We start from the raw sequence: 16411 nt of genomic DNA, 5'->3' as shown, positions 1-16411 counted from the left end.
ATTTTTTAGTTCAGCATCTTATCGGGAAGGAATTACCTCCCTCCACGTTGAATCTGTTATGCAAGAAGCTCAGATATAGGAGGATGGTAAGATGTCCTTGTTTCGGGTGCTCTATGAGATACTAACCCAAAACGGCTGGGAATTCGATTTTGACAATAAAAATGAAATCATCAAACTTGAGATTCGAGGGATTAACACTAATTTCCACGCTTTCCTTCTTGTCGATGAAGAGCAAGAGTCCTTACTTTGCAACACCCATATTAAGCAAAAAATTCCGTTTTCCAAACGTCTTGAAGTCTGTGATTTTATGAGCCGTGTTAATTACGAACTCGCCAATGGTAATTTCGAAATGGATATGGATAACGGGGAAATTAGGTATCGCACTTACCTTGATTTAGCAGATGCAGAACCTTCGAAGGATCAGGTGCTGAATATCGTTTGGAATGGTGTCCTTGGCTTTGACACTTATTATCCAGGTTTAATTAAACTTGTGTACGAGGATTACAGCGCAGAAGAGGCCGCCGCTTTTTGCACTGATCAAGATACTTTGTGAACTCGTTTCATCTAAAGTCGAACATCGAGACTTCTTTAGGGACTCTCACGATTAACGCAATTAGCCTCCTAGGTTTAAGTAAACCTAGGAGGCTAATTGCGTTAATATAACTAGAAGTGAACTACCCTTTCATTGGAACAATGTATACTAGAATCATAATGAAATGCACAATGCTTCCAGCCGCAATAAACAAATGAAATATTTCGTGAAATCCAAAGCGTTTTGGAAAGAAATCAAAGATTTTGGTGGCATATATGACAGCCCCCATAGTATATAACACTCCACCAACGGCCATAAGGATTATTGCTCCCATAGGTAAATTTTTTATAAGTTGGAGGAATGGAACCAAGGCAATCCAGCCAAGCGACACATAAAATGCAGATGATACATAGCGGGGTGCATGAATAAACCAAATTTTCAGAGCCATCCCTAGCACGGCTAAGGACCAAACTGAAATGAGCATCGCCCAGCGCCATGAACCTTGGAGTCCATAGTAAAAAACTGGTGTATAGGAGCCTGCAATTAAAAAGTAAATGGCAATATGATCTATTTTCTTAAGTAGAAGCTCTTTCTGTGGTGTGGTCTGAACCCAGTGATAGAGGGAACTGGCTCCATAGAGCAATATCATACTTAGCCCATATATTGTCATAGTAACGAGTTTTGAAAGACTATTTTTACACAAGATGATTAGAATTACCAGTCCCACAATCGCTGCCACAAACGAAATAAAATGGGTCCATGTGTTTACTGGTTCCTTCATCTTCAAGATCATGTTATAGCCTCCTTATACTTCACTTACTGAATTTTAAGTAACCATTATCTAATTTTAAACCTTACTTTAGGTAAAATCAACCTTTATTCAACCTTACACAGGGTCAATAATATTATTACCAATTAATATTACTCAGAAAAGGAAAACGCTCTATTTTGTAGCAATAATTACCTGAGTAATTTATTTTCTCTAACACATAATAAGAATGTTCCAGTACACAAACATTATAAAGGAGGGTACCTATCATGGCAGGAGAAAGAAACACTAATACACCCGCAGCTAAAGGGGCTTCCCAACAATTGGATCAATTTAAGTACGAAGTAGCAAATGAAATGGGCCTTCAACTCGGCGGTGACCGCACAAGCCGCGAAAACGGTTCTGTCGGCGGCCAAATGACCAAGCGGATGATTCAATTTGCAGAAGAACACCTCAAAGGTGGAAGCAAAATCTAACATGAATCCGTTTTCAAAACGTTAAGAGGCTAATTTCAAATAAGAGGGATATCGAGAGATATCCCTCTTACTATTTGTTAGTCTCCTAAGTAATCAGGGAGATAATCTTAAACACCCAGACGTGGCCTCTATTAACTTTGCGATCCAATCCAACAATTCCAGAATATATTGTTTGTTAGGTCCTCCATATGTTCCTTGGTGATCTTTGATCACCCTAATACGTACCTTTTCAAGCATTTCAATCGTCTCTTCATAGGCACCAATCGCTGAGTACTCTGTAGGATTCGTAATTAACGATAGGAAGGAATAGCTTCGGTTAAGGACTTGTACTAAGTCCGTATGAAGTTTCGCTGAAATTGGAAACTGCCATTCTTGTCGGAGATGGATCATTTGTTCAACAGTAATCCTCATTTGATCCAAACGAGTCAGCGGATTGACATAACGTTCGTAAAATCGGACTTCTCCGCTTTTCTTTGAGGCAGGATCTTTTTGAACTAAAGCCACGAAAGATTGGGCCTCTTCTAAATTTTGTTGTAACTTGTCAACTTCTTCTACTCCCACTTCAACCTGATTATCAAGAAGCGCTCTAAATGCTACCTGGTATAAACGAATAACATGATGCCGAGCATCTTGAAAACTCTTTTCCGTTTCTTTGTGATAACGAGGTGGAAAAACCCACCGATTAACCAAATAAGCTACTATAATCCCTAAAGCTGTATCAATGATTCGATTAACCGCATAATCTAGTGGTTTCCCAGTTAATTGAACCGAAATAGCAATAAACACAATACTAGCAATATTCATGGCTTCTGGCCATTTCATAAATTTCACGATCGTCATTGTTACAATAAGGCCTAACCCGGTCCACCAAGGACTGTTCACCATGGCGAGCGCAAACACATAGCCCGTAACGGCACCGACAATCGTACCCTTCATTCGTTGAATGCCAGCTCTCAAGGATCCTTCAATCGTAGCTTGCATCGCAATAACGGCTGCAATAGCGCTATAAAACGGGTATTCGAATTTGAGTAATTGAGCAATCCATATACATAGTGCTACAGCGATTCCTGTCTTAATAATTCTCCAACCGATCATAGGCTCTCCTTGCTAGGTTCTTTCTACGTCATTATATCATTTTATAGCTTAGAAAATATAGCAAACTTATTCAATTTAAGTTACGGTGATTGAGTATACTCCCACTACTGTACTTGTGCAGTCATTTTATAATCGGATGAAAATAGGAGCCCTAAGGCTCCTATTTAATGGTTCCATCCGTTTCTTCAAGGTGTTTTTTCTTAGAAGCCAGATGTGCTTTAACATCCTTGATTTGGTGTGATGTAAGCTCCCCTGCATTTTCAGCCAAGAATTCTTCATTTTTATGGATGTTTCGAAGGGTTAGTTCTATCTTCTTTAAATCTTCATTCTTATCTTTATTGCCATCATTTCTGGGCATATTATCACCTCGAATGTAGTTTATCCAAAGAAAATGGATTCATTCTGATCCAAAGGATAATTTCAGAATAAAACACCCTTTGTTTTGGTTACGCTACTATTGGTAAAATAATACTGAAACGGAAGGTGCCACCATGAAGTTAAGAAGCTTTATGATCATTAGCGCCTTATCTTTCGGAGGGTTTGCCCTTATGAGTTGGCAATCTCAACAGCTTCCGCATCCTATTCCCCAAGAAGCAACACAGGGTAAACAAGTATGGCAAGATTACAACTGTATCAGCTGTCACGCTCTCTTCGGAAACGGTGGATATAATGGAGATGACCTCACCCATATTATAAACAAACGATCTTCTCTAGAGCTCATAAACTTTTTTGTTAAGCCTCCTGTCATGAGACCTAATCATAAGCGACTTCACCCTCAATTAAGTCAAGATGAAGCCGAGAAACTAGTTCAATATTTTAAATTTCTTGATAAAATACCGACGCTTGGTTGGCCTCCGAAGGCACGTAAATCGGGAGAAAACATATGAAACTCTCTCAATGGGTTCATCAGCTATTTGGTCATCAAAAAAGGCGAGGTACGGCTACGTCCCCGTCCAATGCAACAAGCTATTATGGACAGCAAATCTCCCGCAGATATTGCCTTGCTGCGGTATCCCTCTTTACCCTTCAGGGGATTGTTGCCTTACTGGGAGCTGTTGACTTGATTATTCCTGATCTCCCTTCACCAATTCCCTTTGAGTACGGAAGGGCCGTACATTTAGGATTAGCCGTTCTCTGGCCCTTGATTGGTACGATGGGAATTGCTTACTATTCAGTGGTGCAAGAAGTTCAATCAGACATCTATTCACCGAAGATCGCACGTTGGCAACTTTGGCTTGTGCTGTTCTTCAGTTTTTCTCTTTATGCGACACTTAGCCTCCGAATTGGAAACGGCCGAGAATACTTTGAAGGGCTCCCTCTCATTTATCTAGGCATTTCCTTAAGCATTGCCTTAGGTGCATACAACCTACTGCGAACCTTGATCTCAGCCAAATCTAGAATCACCCCCGCTGCTGCCATCACAACCGCGGGGATTTGCTCACTCTTCCTATTCCTCATTCCAAATATATTCACTTATCAAAATCCCATCGCCGATGAGGCTGTGAAATTTTGGTTAGTCCATCTCTGGGAAGAACTTGCCTTTGAATTAACGACAGCGGGCTTTATCAGTTATTTTTATGTTTTAACGGGAATCGCGAGTAAGTCTGAGATGCAGCGCTGGCTTTACCTCGAAGCCACATTGACCGTTGTCGCCGGTTTTTTCGGTACCGCTCACCATTATTATTGGATTGGCTTTCCCGCCTATTGGTTATTACTTGGACTTGTCTTTAGCATATCGGAAGTGATTCCAGTCTTTTTGCTCGTGTTCTTAACCTACAAGGGCTTGAAAAAACATCCCAAATTAAACCTTCGCTTAAAACTCTCCCTATGGTTTATCCTAAGTAGTCTAATTCACAATCTGATCGGAGCCTCACTCCTCGGTTTGTTAATCTCAGTACCCCAGATTAATCTATATATGCACGGCACCTACCTAACCTCAGGTCACGCTCATCTCGCTTTATTTGGAGCATTAGGCTTCTTAGTTCTCGGAGGGATTTACCACGTTTTATCTCAAGGAAGCGAGCCTACTTCAAAAGACTATAAAACAGGGGTCATAGCCATTCTTCTTCTCAATATCGGCCTTCTAACGATGGGTCTTTCCTTAATTATTGCTGGATTTATCCAAGCATACCTCTGGAGAATGCTTGGAATGGATTTTGTGGATGTACACGCTCTAATTCAGCCCTACCTAATTATTCGTGCCCTAGGCGGCTCATTGTTTACCTTAGGGGATTTAATTTTCGGAAGGCAAGTATACAAAGTCTGGAAAAAAACAACGCTGAAATAACAATAAATAGGCACCTGAAAACAAATATTTTCTGATACATCTAAAAAAACCGCCAAGTGGTTCTTTTAGATGCATCAGAAAATATAATTCTGTTACATATTTTCCGGGAATATAAGTGTAACTAAGGTGGTCGCCAACACCTGAAGGCAGGCGCCACCTAATTTTTAAGAAATAATTTATTCTACAATACTATACCCAGCATTTTGAATAGCCTTAACGAGATTATCACGCTCCACATCACCCGTTATAACAGCTTCTTTGGCCGCAAGATCGACCTTAACGCTTTCAACACCGCTTACCCCTTGGAGCGCCTTTTCAACTCTCATTTTACAATGGTTACAAGTCATTCCTTCAACCTTTAGTATGATTTGGCTCATTTTTTTCACCTCGCTTAGCAGAAGTCAGAGGTCAGAGGCCGGAAGCCAGACGAAAAACTTCAGTATTTTTTTGTATTCTCTCCTCAAATGGTACCCTATGATTTCCAGTAGAGGAAAACTTGCTACGCTTCTTAGAATTTTCTCTTACTATATAAACTAACTCTCTAATCGTTTGTCATACCTTCTCAACATCAAAGAGCTGGTTACTACCGATACGGACGAGAAGGCCATAGCCAGCCCTGCCCACTCAGGAGGTAAAAGTTCCCCAGTTAAAGGATACAGGACGCCCGCGGCAATCGGAATACCGATAGTATTGTAAACCAAGGCCCAGAAAAGATTTTGTTTGATTTTGCTGAGTGTTTTTCGCCCTAAGCGAATAGCCCGTTCCACATCAAGGAGGTCGTTGCGAACTAACACCACATCCCCGGTTTCCTTGGCCACATCCGTCCCTGAACCGATGGCGATTCCAATATCGGATTGGGCTAAGGCTGGGGCGTCATTAATCCCATCCCCCACCATCGCCACCTTAAACCCTTGATCTTGGTATTTCTTGATAATATTAATCTTGTCTTGGGGTAAGATTTCGGCAATAACCTCGTCAATCCCAACTTGTTCTCCGACCATATGAGCGACCTTTTTATTATCCCCGGTGATCATAAAGGTCTTTAAACCTAACTGATGCAGTCGGTCAATGGCCTCTTTGGTACTCTCTTTAACCACATCCGCCAGCGCGATCAGCCCAATCACCCGACCACCTAGAGCAACAAAGCTGGTTGTTTTCCCCGCTTCAGCTAGGCGTTCAAAATCCTGTTCAGCTTCCTTAACATCTACGTCGTGTAAATGCATCAGCTTAATGTTTCCAATCAGCAGAGTCTGTCCTTCAAAGGCGCAAGTAACACCATAACCGCCCTCTTCGCTATAATCTGTCACGTCTTGAATCGCAAGCAGTTCTTTCTTAGCCTCCGCGACGACCGCCTGGGCCAAGGGATGAATGGAGGGGTTTTCACCTGCACCGGCAATTTTGAGAACATCCTGCTTTGAATATAAAGCATAGGGTATTATATCCGTTACTTCAGGATTTCCTTTGGTCAACGTCCCAGTTTTATCAAAGCCAATCACTTGCAGGTGAGCAATCCCTTCGAGCCCAGCAGCGGACTTAAATAAGATACCACGGTTTAATCCTATCCCACTACCCACCATAATAGCTGTAGGTGTAGCCAGTCCCAAAGCACAGGGGCAAGCGATCACTAAAACAGCAATTGCAGCCGTGAAGGCAAAAACGAACGTACTCTGCAACATGAAATACCAAACCACAAAGGTAATCAGTGAGATAGCGACAACGGTTGGCACAAAGTAATTGGAAATCGTATCCGCAAGCCGTTGAATCGGAGGTTTAACCCCTTGAGCATCCTCCACCATTTTGATGATTCCAGAAAGTACCGTATCCTTACCTATCTTAGTCGTTCTTACTTTAATACTTCCAGACCGATTGATCGTAGCACCGATCACTGGATCACCCATTCCTTTGTCAACAGGAATGGATTCCCCCGTCACCATCGCCTCGTCGATGCTGGCTTGTCCTTCAACAATCTCGCCGTCCAAGGGTATTCTTTCCCCAGATTTAACGATTACAATATCGCCAATCTTCAAGTCTGAGGCAGCTACTTCCCTTTCTTCACCGTCAACAAGCATCCGAGCTTTATCGGCCTGTAACTCTAACAGTCGTTTTAAAGCCTGGCCAGCCCGCCCTTTCGCCTTTGCCTCGAGGTATTTTCCAAAACGAACAAAGGTAATCAGCAAGGCTGAAGTGTCAAAGAAATTAGGGCCTTCGAAGAATAGTGTTGGAAAAAACATGTGCAACGTCGTCATCAGACTATATCCATAAGCAGCTGTAATCCCCAGGGCAACCAAGACGTCCATATTGGCGGAACGATTTTTCAAGACGTGGTAAGCACCTCGATAAAATGTCCAACCGGCCGTAAATTGGATAAGGGTTGCCATAGCAAGGATCGTATACATCACAGGTCGCCCCATGGGGAGATACATGAGTGGCATAATCGGTAACGATAGAACTGCACTGAAAATCAGCCAATTTCGCTGTTTGAGCGCGGTATGATCATCTTGCTTTTCAGCCTTGTTTTCTATTGGAGTATATCCAGCATCCCGCACCTGATCGAAGATTTCTTGCATAGTAACAAGACCTGGATCAAACTCAACAGCAACCGTTTCACTGGCAAAGTTAACAGCAACCTTTTGTACTCCCTGTGTACCTCCCAGCTTTTTCTCAATCGCTAGGGCACAATTTGTGCACGTCATACCATCCACTTTAAATTGTTGCTTTCCGCTGTCTTCGCTTTGAGCAGTGTACCCTAGGTCTTTGATCTTAGCTAAGAGATCCTGTTCCTTTACCACAGACGGATCAATTTCCACAGTAAGTTTCTCCGATGCAAAGTTGACAGCCACTGTTTTAACCCCAGGCATCGTTTTGAGACCCTTCTCGATCGTTAAAGCGCAATTCGCACAGGACATACCACTGATTTTTAACTGTTGTTTTTGCGTTTCCGCGCCAGATATCACAGATTTAATAGGAATTAAGTTGAGGTTCACACCTGCTACATCTTCCAGTTTTTCGAGATTCTTTGAATTGTTCTCCGTCTTTTCCTGATCTACTTGTTCATCAGCAGGTTCTTCCAATGAATAACCTGCTTCCTCAATTTCTTTCCGAATATCAGCCATGTTAACCTGCAATGGATCCCAGTCGAAGCTGGCCTTAGATTCTGCTAGAGACACCTGGACATGCTCCACACTCGGAAATTTTTCCAAGATCTTAGTGACATGGTTGACACAATGCTCACAGCTCATGCCATAGACTTGAATTACTTTTTCTTCTAGAATTGCTTGTTCCGTCATCGTTTATCCCTCCCCAAGGCGCCTCTGACTCTGATATTGTTTTCAAGGCACCTCTCGCCCTTATAGACCTAGTTTCCCTATACCCATAAAAGAATATCCTTAGCGAGTCATACGAAAAATTGTTTTAAGGACCTCATCTATAACCTGTTCATCTCCGGCCTGGAGTTGATCTTTAACGCATGATTTCATATGTTTTTCCAGGAGCAATCGGGAAGCTCCATCTAACGCAGCTTGAGCTGAAGAGATTTGATTTAAAATATCATCACAATAAACGTGACGTTCGATCATACCTTTTATGCCCCTAATTTGTCCTTCTATGCGATTCATACGGGTAACGAGTTCTTTAATTGTTTTATCGTCATGGTGGCTCGTTCGCTCTCCTTGATTCTCCCCTTCATTCTGACAAACTGAACATGAATGAACTTTTTTTTCTTCTAAACTCATAATCAATCACCTCTATCTCGTATAGTATACCCCCCTATGCTATAAGTCAAGAATGGTTTTGCCATTTCCCATCGTTTAGACACTCTCCTTCTTTCTGTTTCGATAAAATATACATAGTGGCTTCTTAGTTCCGCGCTAAGCGCTTCGTTATTAAAGTGCTGGGAATCCGCTGATAGAGGGGATTGTCTTGCATCTTTAAGCAAATTAAGTAATGCAAATCATTACTGTTGTTGCTCGGGTTTTTTATGTATTAGAAAACACAAATTGCTTATAATAGTGAAATAATAAAGTTACTGGAGGAATTCTTTTGAAATACGATAAACCGTTAATAGCAGCTATTATAGGGGCAGTATCTACTGTGCCCTCTGAGGCTTTGACTCGATTATTATTACTTTTTGGTATCGGAAAGTACAGTATTTATCAGCTGGATAGTCTCCTCATCACGTTTAATAGGCCTACAACAATTATTGGTTTGATTGTAAATTTCATAGTCGGTGGGTTTGTTGGTATAGTATTTTACTATTCTCTAGAAAAAATAGGGACAGATTATCTAACAATCAAAAGCGCAAGTGTCGGAGCATTGTCATGGGTATTTTTCGAACTCATGTTTACGCTTACTGTTGAAGGTGAATATATCGATATTCGCCCCATAAGTGATTACTATGTTCACATATTTGGTTCTTTAGTGTATGGTATTACACTAGGGTTACTGTTCAAAAAATACTTAGTTCAAATGCATCTTACCTAAATCATGGCCTGATTAGTAAAATATTCGACATCAGGGATATTTAAATTCAATATTCCTGATCTTGTGAAAAGAACAATCGCAAAAGACAATAGGATGCGAATTAGAGCAAAAACAAAATGCGTTGGTCGAGGATTTCTGTCTTCTCAACCAACGCATAAAATATTTGTTCAGCAAATTATTCAGCAGTTTGTTTCTGCTGCTTATCGTCTGGAGAACTTCATCAGCCCTTTGTTTCAGGCCATCCTTAAGCTTTTGCCCCCAATTTACGTCGGACGGCCTTAACTAGCTTCCCCGAAGAAACCAACTCTTTAGCAAGCTGGATATCTGGGTACATAACCCGATCTTCTCCGAGCGTTGCTACTTTTGACCGGACAAGTCGGTAAGCGCCTTCACTTCCCTTCCCGAGCTGTAGTTCCCCGCTCCCTGTCCTTAAATCAACGCCCTGACATGCCGCCAAAAGTTCCATCGCCAAAACATGCGCTGCATTTTCTATGATACTGCGCGCCTTACGAGCTGCAATCGTCCCCATGCTTACGTGGTCTTCTTGGTTCCCAGAGGAAGGGATCGAATCAACACTAGCCGGATGGGCCAATATTTTATTTTCTGAAACAAGCGACGCCGCAGAATACTGTACAATCATAAACCCTGAATTCAATCCTCCATCAGGCGTTAAGAACGCTGGCAATCCACTTAAATTTGGATTAACCAAGCGCTCCAAGCGACGCTCGGCAATATTAGCGAGTTCCGCCACTGCAATCCCCAGAAAGTCCATCGCTAAAGCAATAGGTTGACCATGGAAATTCCCGCCTGAGAGCACTTCTCCCTGTTCAGGGAAAATCAAGGGATTATCGGTCACTGAATTCATCTCAATTTCCACTACCCTTTTCACATAAGCCACAGCCTCCCCCGAAGGACCGTGAACTTGGGCAACACAGCGCAGTGCGTAAGCATCCTGGACTCTGGGATGTTGTTTAGGGGCTACAAACGTACTTCCCTCCGTGAGAAGGCGGATTTGCTCAGCCACTTCGATCTGCCCCTTGTGAGGACGGGCGATATGAATTTTCGGATCGAACGCATCAAGAATTCCCTCAAGGGCTTCAAAGGACAAAGCAGCCGTAATATTTGCAGACTCCCATAAATTCTCGGCGTCCCAAACAGCCAAAGCAGCAACCGCAGTCATAACCTGGGTTCCGTTAATTAGAGCCAAACCCTCTTTTCCTTCAAGTACAACAGGCTCTATCCCCGCTTGGGTTAAGGCCTTCCGCCCACTCATCCGCCGCCCTTTATAAAACGCCTCCCCTTCACCGAGCAGGACCAAAACCATATGGGACAAGGGTGCTAAATCCCCGCTCGCTCCCAGCGAGCCCTTTTCAGGTACCACTGGGACAATACCCGAATTAAGCACCTCAAGTAAGGTTTCCAGCGTAGAGAGTCGAATGCCCGAAAACCCTTTCGCTAAGGCATTTGCCCTAAGAAGTAAAATCGCCCTTACCACCTCTAAAGGAAGAGGCTCCCCCACCCCCGTAGCATGACTCATGATAAGGTTACGTTGAAGTTTTTTGGCATCTTCCTTAGAAATTAAGACATTACTAAACATCCCAAAGCCTGTCGTTATCCCATAAACAGTTTGGTTACCCGCAATCAGCTGGTCTACGTATTCTCTGGATCTTTGGACCTTTTGTTTGGCCTCTGGATCCAAGTCTGCTATAGCACCATACCGTGCCACAGCAACCACCTGCTCTAAGGTGAGTGTTTCTCCATCTAATGTAACCATTTGCTTTTTCCCTACTGCGCTCATGTTTTCCCCTCCTCTATGAGCAATGAAAAAGAGGATTAAGCCATAAACCTTCGTCTACAGCTTAGCCCTCTAATATCTAATAACTCTGAGCATACCCAATTTTATTGCAATTTACTTTGGAATAAAATTTCTTTTAATGGATAACCTTACAAATGATTAATTCCTAATCCACAAACTTCATGTTCGTGACCTTTAATTGGAGCTCCAATCATCCCATACATACTTACGGCAATCCAGAGGTCACTTAAATCTTCAAGTGTACGGGGACCTTTGACAACCGCAAAGCGAAGTCCTACCGTGCGCAAAACATTTCCGAGTTGAAGCGGCCCACGTCCTAATCCTTGCAATGCATCTAGAATCGCGTGATAAAGAGCATGTTGAGAGCGATAGTTATTGTCAATGAGACTCGCGCGTTTAGCTGCAGTTTCAACTGCCGCGATGACCTTTTGAACATCCATTGAGCCCACCTTACCCGTCACAACCTCAAACCCTTTTTCCCTTGCACTGGACACATAGTCTTCAGTTTCATTTTCTTCGGCCATAGCAATCAACAAGGCAGTTTTTCCTAGAGATGAACAATGATCCATAATACCCCCCTGGTCACGTGAATCTTTTCCCTATGCCAGCCTCTGATCACATCACTCTTGCAATTGAAGCTGACCCTACTCCTATCATAGACGAGAAACACCTAGGCTTCAATATAAATATTTTCCCGCTTACCATAAGCTTTTTAATTTAGGGTGAAGCTATGTGGCATTCTTTGAAGAAGTAGGTTATTGTAGTGATAATTAATCAAATTAGAGGGGGATAACTGTGCCCAAACATATTATCTGGGTAATATCGTTAAATTTACTCATCTTAAACCTAGGCTGCAATAAAATATGGCCCATACCGAACAACGATACTCCCTCTCAGACTCAGAACGAACCTAATGCCGCGCAGACTCCGCAAGGACTAATTGGCCTCCCTCTACCGCTTTCCTCGATATCTAAAGCCACGCAAGCAGATATTACTCAGGTCGAACAAATCGTCGTTGAACTTATCAACGACGACCGCCGGCAAGTAGGTCTCCCCTTAGTCAGTTGGGATGAAACTGCCGCCAAATCGGCCCGCCAACATGTTCTTGAAGAAGCTAATAACGGATATATAAGCCACTGGGGATTGGATGGAGAAAAGCCACAGCGGCGCTATACCTTGGCGGGTGGACTTGATGCGGTCGAAGAAAACGAAAGTGTGACTCTTTGGCTGGAAGGTGGCTTTCAAGGGGTTTCGAAAGAACAACTCAAAACAATCGTTGCTGAACATCAATCAGCCATGGTCAACGAACTCCCTCCCAATGATGGACATCGACAGAACATTTTAGATCCTCATCACACCGGGGTTGGAATAGCCATTGATGTGGGAAAATTCGGGGTAGCCATGGCCCAAGAATTTACTAATCATTATTCTGTCATAGATCCACTTCCCTCTAGCGCAACTCCAGGTTCAACCGTAACCCTAAAAGGACGTATCAATAAAGGGTATCAGATCAAAGGAATTTATGGGGTTTGGGAACCACTTCCCCTTCCAACGACCCGAGAACAACTTATGCAAACCCATTCCTACGCTGATCCCTCTTGGGATAACCTTCATTTTTATGCTAAGCCACAGGGCAAGGGTTATTATATATCCACCCCCTTGGGGAAGGTCTCTGTACAGAATCTCAATGTAGATAACCTAGGTAATTTCTCAATTTCCGTCCCTTTATACAACTCCCATTCCCTTGACTATATAACGGTTGAAATCGCTCCCGACACTAACCCGAAGGATACTTTCTATGCTGCTCAATTTGTGATTAAACTCTGATGCAAGTCTTCTATAAATATCAAGAGAGATGTAATCACAAACAATACGTTCGGTCACATCTCTCTTGATACTCCATTATGAAGAAAAGTTAATAAACATTAACTTTTAACGGCTGAAGGGTTCGGGGAAAGATCAAGATTTCTTTGGTTAAATTCTTCGGTTTCAATTTCCCCTAGAGCGTATCGCTCACGCAGGATCAATAAAGCTGGATCATTTTGCTTTTGCATCAAACGAACTTTAGAACTATGGCGACGGATGAGAACTACTGCGAGTACAATTATTCCAAGCAAGAAAATTAAGTGACAAGCAAAAAAGATCAATCCTATCGACCCATATTGTCCGTTGGCCATGAAACCATGGCCAAATCCGCGTATTATATGTCCACTACCGTGCATCATTTTTTATCCCCCTCATTCTAAAGTTTTTTTACGTTCATTGAATTCTTCACTGCTAATTTCCCCCCGAGCATAGCGTGCTCGAACTATGTCGAGTGCATCTCGATGGTTTTTTTTCGGAGTATGTGGATGGCAACAACCATTTTGTTTACAATGAAAATATGCACCGATACACAACAGTACTATTAGAAAACCAAACATTTCAAACATCCTCTCTTTGATCTATTCGCCCTTTATCATGACCTACATTTAGTATACAGATCTCTTATGCTAAATAGGTGAATATATTGTGAGTTTCACGTTAAGATTACAAAAATTCTCTAATAATAATCTAAATATAGAAAGAACTGTTTCTTCATTAAAGAAACAGTTCTTTCTATATTTAGATTATTACCCTTTTTGAATTTAACATGAGAATTATAACTACTGTACTTGATACATCCCCTGGCTTTGCATATATTGGAAAATCCCTTCTCCGTGTTGCTGCTCTTCTTTCTGGATATGATTCAAGACCTGTCGGATATTTGTGTCTCTAAATTCAAAGATTGCCGTGTTATATGCCCCAGATACATACTTTTCTGTCATGAGCAAGTCTTTACAAAGTTTAGCATCCTCTTGGTTATAATTCCCTTGCACTGCAGAGGTCATTGGAGCTTGAGTTCCACCAGCTGATTGTTGACCTTGGTTTTGTTGCCCGCCAACGCTGGGTACCTGACCACCCAAAATCTGATTTATTGTATTTAAGTGTTCTTGCTCCTTAGCCGAATACGAATTAAAGAGCTGTTTTAATTGGGGGTCTTGGGCCTGGTTAGCATACTTTGTGTATTTGTCGACGCAGGTTTCTTCATGAGTTTTTTGATCCATCAACAACGATTTTTCCTTTTGTGATAATTGCAGTGGCAAAATAAAGCACCTCCTTGTTTGCTTTATATTGTCTACAATAATTCCAATTCTATGCGTAGTTAAATACAGTTTCGAGCCTAGCCTAAACCTTAAATTGTTCTAATTCTCGGTGAAGGAGAATTGCGTTTTGCGCTAGGGACTGGGCTGAGGTTGCTACAATTTGCATCGTTGTCGACACTTCCGTAGCAGACTCTTCAATATTTTCTGCAGTTACAGTTGCTTGTTCCGAAACTTGGATAACCGTATTGACATATAGTTTCATCTCCTCCATACTACCCAGCATTTGCTCGCTAGACGCTGCGATATCAGAAATGTCAACGGACACCGCTTTCGTAGCATGCGCAATAACAGTTAAAGCTTCCTGTGCCTCATGTATTGAAACCACACTTTCGTTGACCTTAGAATCCGTCTGCATCATTCCTTGAACAGCGAAATTAATACTATGTTGGATCAAAGTGGTAATCTCGGTGACTTCTCGGGTTGAAGAGGCTACATTCTCCGCAAGCTTACGGATTTCGTCGGCAACAACTGCGAAGCCTTTACCATGTTCGCCTGCCCGGGCTGCTTCTATCGCTGCATTGAGAGCCAATAGATTCGTTTGTTGCGCTACTTGGGAAATGGTTTCAGTTATAGACCCGATTCGATTTGATTGATTAGCTAAATCCTCAATCGTCTGCACAGACTCATGTACGGAATTATTTGTTTCCTGCATAGTTGCTATAATTACTGAAAGCTTAGTTAATCCCTCTTCTGAATGTTTTTTGGCGTTTACGGCTTCCAGGGAAACAGATAAGGCCCTTTCAGCGATCATTTGAGCAGCATTCGCTAGTTCTATGACCATCTTTTTCATCTGATGGAGTGTTTGAGCTTGGTTTCGAGACTCTATTGCCATTTGGCTAGTATAGTCGGCAACACTACTATTCGTCGCTGTGACTTCTTCAGAACTGGCCGATAATTCCTCGGACGAAATAACCCAGGAATTTGCCATCTCACGAATCTTTTGAATAATACTTGTGAAGTTCTCCATCATAAGGTTAAAAGCATGCCCTAATTCAGCAACATCGCTATTCTTTAGAATTTCAATTCTTTGCGTCAAATCTCCTTGAGCTACCTGAATAATTCCTTGTTCCATTACATAAATAGGCTTAACAAAGCGTCGATAGTTTTTCAAGGTAGCAAGAACCCCTATGAGTATGCCTGCTAGTAAAAACAAAATAAATAAGGTCACGGTTTTTGACCTGTCAAGCTGCATAGCAAAAGCAATGACAAGTCCCATAGCTGCATCCAAAGGAACAACTATCGCTAATGTTTTTCCTAGATACTTACCTAAACTAATACCATCTTCCTTCTCAACTTTAGGTTTCCCTACGCTACCTTTCATAATAATCCCAGCTCCTTTCATCCAATCTTCAGACCCCCAATTCTACAAGTGGGAGTGCTACTCCGCACTTTGATTCGGTGTGGGGTAGACTCCTCCTGCGCCGCGAAGTGTTCCTTTTGGGATAGACGGCTTCGACAATACTAATCCTACGCCGGTAGGTATTTCTTTAGGGAACACGGCTTCGGCGATACTAATCCTACGCCGGTAGGTATTCCTTTAGGGAACACGGCTTCGGCGATACTAATCCTACGCCGGTAGGTATTCCTTTAGGGAGCACTGCTTCGGCGATACTCTCCACCGGAGACTATCGTACCGGAGGCTATCGTCACGTTCAACTTTAGTTGAACGAGTTCACTGTAACTAGTACTTCTAATATTAGTATCGTAATATATGTTCCGAATATTTAATTAATTTTTCGTCAACTCTTCTTCTTCATAATTCACGTTAAGTA

The 16411-nt window shown here is 42.3% G+C and carries 18 protein-coding genes; 6 read left to right on the top strand and 12 right to left on the bottom strand.

The genetic code is table 11. The features are described 5' to 3' along the window. Window positions 1–91 precede the first annotated feature (91 nt). On the top strand, window positions 92–553 hold the full coding sequence (locus E4K67_RS21090) for a YbjN domain-containing protein (protein ID WP_135550309.1): 462 nt from the start codon (window positions 92–94) through the stop codon (window positions 551–553). Between the two features lie 121 nt (window positions 554–674). Here the strand turns inward: E4K67_RS21090 and trhA are convergent, their stop codons facing one another. Then, window positions 675–1325 carry a PAQR family membrane homeostasis protein TrhA gene (gene trhA, locus E4K67_RS21085; RefSeq protein WP_199242614.1) on the bottom strand — a complete coding sequence of 217 codons (651 nt, stop codon included), beginning with the start codon at window positions 1323–1325 and terminating at the stop codon, window positions 675–677. Window positions 1326–1570: 245 nt separating this feature from the next. On the opposite strand from trhA, the gene E4K67_RS21080 reads away from it, so the two are divergent. Next, the gene (locus E4K67_RS21080) at window positions 1571–1777 is read left to right on the top strand and encodes an alpha/beta-type small acid-soluble spore protein (RefSeq protein WP_135550307.1); all 207 of its coding nucleotides are present in this window, start codon (window positions 1571–1573) and stop codon (window positions 1775–1777) included. 93 nt (window positions 1778–1870) lie between these two features. On the opposite strand, the gene E4K67_RS21075 is transcribed toward E4K67_RS21080, so the two are convergent. Both E4K67_RS21075 and E4K67_RS21070 read right to left on the bottom strand, forming a co-directional pair. Beyond that, a complete protein-coding gene (locus E4K67_RS21075) occupies window positions 1871–2872 on the bottom strand; it encodes an FUSC family protein (RefSeq protein WP_135550305.1) in 1002 nt (333 codons plus the stop codon). A gap of 160 nt (window positions 2873–3032) precedes the next feature. Continuing rightward, entirely contained in the window at window positions 3033–3230 is a 198-nt protein-coding gene (locus tag E4K67_RS21070) for a hypothetical protein (protein WP_135380422.1), read from the bottom strand. 133 nt (window positions 3231–3363) lie between these two features. Between E4K67_RS21070 and E4K67_RS21065 the strand changes: the two genes are divergently transcribed. Next, window positions 3364–3759, top strand: coding sequence for a c-type cytochrome (locus E4K67_RS21065; protein WP_135550304.1), 396 nt, complete (start codon window positions 3364–3366; stop codon window positions 3757–3759). Continuing rightward, window positions 3756–5159 carry a cbb3-type cytochrome c oxidase subunit I gene (locus E4K67_RS21060; protein ID WP_135550302.1) on the top strand — a complete coding sequence of 468 codons (1404 nt, stop codon included), beginning with the start codon at window positions 3756–3758 and terminating at the stop codon, window positions 5157–5159. Before E4K67_RS21065 ends, E4K67_RS21060 begins: the two co-directional genes overlap by 4 nt. 176 nt (window positions 5160–5335) lie before the next feature. Here E4K67_RS21060 and E4K67_RS21055 read toward each other — a convergent pair whose 3' ends face one another. The 3 genes from E4K67_RS21055 to E4K67_RS21045 form a co-directional block, all read right to left on the bottom strand. Then, a complete protein-coding gene (locus E4K67_RS21055; protein WP_135550300.1) occupies window positions 5336–5536 on the bottom strand; it encodes a CopZ family metallochaperone in 201 nt (66 codons plus the stop codon). A gap of 156 nt (window positions 5537–5692) precedes the next feature. Next, complete coding sequence (locus E4K67_RS21050) at window positions 5693–8446, bottom strand: heavy metal translocating P-type ATPase (protein ID WP_135550298.1); 2754 nt, start codon at window positions 8444–8446, stop codon at window positions 5693–5695. A 99-nt stretch (window positions 8447–8545) separates the two neighbouring features. Beyond that, entirely contained in the window at window positions 8546–8890 is a 345-nt protein-coding gene (locus tag E4K67_RS21045) for a metal-sensitive transcriptional regulator (RefSeq protein WP_135550296.1), read from the bottom strand. A gap of 307 nt (window positions 8891–9197) precedes the next feature. Between E4K67_RS21045 and E4K67_RS29865 the strand changes: the two genes are divergently transcribed. Then, window positions 9198–9638, top strand: coding sequence for a hypothetical protein (locus tag E4K67_RS29865; protein ID WP_158408538.1), 441 nt, complete (start codon window positions 9198–9200; stop codon window positions 9636–9638). A gap of 244 nt (window positions 9639–9882) precedes the next feature. Here the strand turns inward: E4K67_RS29865 and hutH are convergent, their stop codons facing one another. After that, window positions 9883–11436 carry a histidine ammonia-lyase gene (gene hutH / locus E4K67_RS21030; RefSeq protein WP_135550292.1) on the bottom strand — a complete coding sequence of 518 codons (1554 nt, stop codon included), beginning with the start codon at window positions 11434–11436 and terminating at the stop codon, window positions 9883–9885. Between the two features lie 146 nt (window positions 11437–11582). Continuing rightward, window positions 11583–12023 carry a HutP family protein gene (locus E4K67_RS21025; RefSeq protein WP_135550291.1) on the bottom strand — a complete coding sequence of 147 codons (441 nt, stop codon included), beginning with the start codon at window positions 12021–12023 and terminating at the stop codon, window positions 11583–11585. Window positions 12024–12249: 226 nt separating this feature from the next. On the opposite strand from E4K67_RS21025, the gene E4K67_RS21020 reads away from it, so the two are divergent. Beyond that, the gene (locus E4K67_RS21020) at window positions 12250–13281 is read left to right on the top strand and encodes a CAP domain-containing protein (protein ID WP_158408537.1); all 1032 of its coding nucleotides are present in this window, start codon (window positions 12250–12252) and stop codon (window positions 13279–13281) included. Window positions 13282–13379: 98 nt separating this feature from the next. On the opposite strand, the gene E4K67_RS21015 is transcribed toward E4K67_RS21020, so the two are convergent. From E4K67_RS21015 to E4K67_RS21000, 4 genes are all read right to left on the bottom strand, one after another. Continuing rightward, window positions 13380–13679, bottom strand: coding sequence for an SHOCT domain-containing protein (locus E4K67_RS21015; protein ID WP_135550288.1), 300 nt, complete (start codon window positions 13677–13679; stop codon window positions 13380–13382). 12 nt (window positions 13680–13691) lie between these two features. Then, a complete protein-coding gene (locus E4K67_RS31610; RefSeq protein WP_199242613.1) occupies window positions 13692–13877 on the bottom strand; it encodes an SHOCT domain-containing protein in 186 nt (61 codons plus the stop codon). A gap of 222 nt (window positions 13878–14099) precedes the next feature. Then, window positions 14100–14579: a spore coat protein gene (locus E4K67_RS21005; protein WP_135550286.1), complete on the bottom strand. Its 480-nt coding sequence runs from the start codon at window positions 14577–14579 to the stop codon at window positions 14100–14102. A gap of 82 nt (window positions 14580–14661) precedes the next feature. After that, window positions 14662–15960, bottom strand: a complete 1299-nt coding sequence (locus E4K67_RS21000) for a methyl-accepting chemotaxis protein (protein WP_135550285.1) — start codon at window positions 15958–15960, stop codon at window positions 14662–14664. Window positions 15961–16411: the final 451 nt, after the last annotated feature.

This window comes from Desulfosporosinus fructosivorans, from assembly GCF_004766045.1.
Lineage (GTDB): Bacteria > Bacillota > Desulfitobacteriia > Desulfitobacteriales > Desulfitobacteriaceae > Desulfosporosinus > Desulfosporosinus fructosivorans.
The sequence above is the reverse complement of the archived record's forward strand: the minus strand, read 5'-3'. Positions and strand labels throughout refer to the sequence as shown.

What these genes read in the sequence shown, in the direction of transcription:
- E4K67_RS21090 (WP_135550309.1), top strand. Translation starts at nt 92, where the DNA reads ATGTCCTTGTTTCGGGTGCTCTATGAGATACTAACCCAAAACGGCTGG.
- trhA (WP_199242614.1), bottom strand. Translation starts at nt 1,325, where the DNA reads ATGATCTTGAAGATGAAGGAACCAGTAAACACATGGACCCATTTTATT.
- E4K67_RS21080 (WP_135550307.1), top strand. Translation starts at nt 1,571, where the DNA reads ATGGCAGGAGAAAGAAACACTAATACACCCGCAGCTAAAGGGGCTTCC.
- E4K67_RS21075 (WP_135550305.1), bottom strand. Translation starts at nt 2,872, where the DNA reads ATGATCGGTTGGAGAATTATTAAGACAGGAATCGCTGTAGCACTATGT.
- E4K67_RS21070 (WP_135380422.1), bottom strand. Translation starts at nt 3,230, where the DNA reads ATGCCCAGAAATGATGGCAATAAAGATAAGAATGAAGATTTAAAGAAG.
- E4K67_RS21065 (WP_135550304.1), top strand. Translation starts at nt 3,364, where the DNA reads ATGAAGTTAAGAAGCTTTATGATCATTAGCGCCTTATCTTTCGGAGGG.
- E4K67_RS21060 (WP_135550302.1), top strand. Translation starts at nt 3,756, where the DNA reads ATGAAACTCTCTCAATGGGTTCATCAGCTATTTGGTCATCAAAAAAGG.
- E4K67_RS21055 (WP_135550300.1), bottom strand. Translation starts at nt 5,536, where the DNA reads ATGAGCCAAATCATACTAAAGGTTGAAGGAATGACTTGTAACCATTGT.
- E4K67_RS21050 (WP_135550298.1), bottom strand. Translation starts at nt 8,446, where the DNA reads ATGACGGAACAAGCAATTCTAGAAGAAAAAGTAATTCAAGTCTATGGC.
- E4K67_RS21045 (WP_135550296.1), bottom strand. Translation starts at nt 8,890, where the DNA reads ATGAGTTTAGAAGAAAAAAAAGTTCATTCATGTTCAGTTTGTCAGAAT.
- hutH (WP_135550292.1), bottom strand. Translation starts at nt 11,436, where the DNA reads ATGAGCGCAGTAGGGAAAAAGCAAATGGTTACATTAGATGGAGAAACA.
- E4K67_RS21025 (WP_135550291.1), bottom strand. Translation starts at nt 12,023, where the DNA reads ATGGATCATTGTTCATCTCTAGGAAAAACTGCCTTGTTGATTGCTATG.
- E4K67_RS21015 (WP_135550288.1), bottom strand. Translation starts at nt 13,679, where the DNA reads ATGATGCACGGTAGTGGACATATAATACGCGGATTTGGCCATGGTTTC.
- E4K67_RS31610 (WP_199242613.1), bottom strand. Translation starts at nt 13,877, where the DNA reads ATGTTTGGTTTTCTAATAGTACTGTTGTGTATCGGTGCATATTTTCAT.
- E4K67_RS21000 (WP_135550285.1), bottom strand. Translation starts at nt 15,960, where the DNA reads ATGAAAGGTAGCGTAGGGAAACCTAAAGTTGAGAAGGAAGATGGTATT.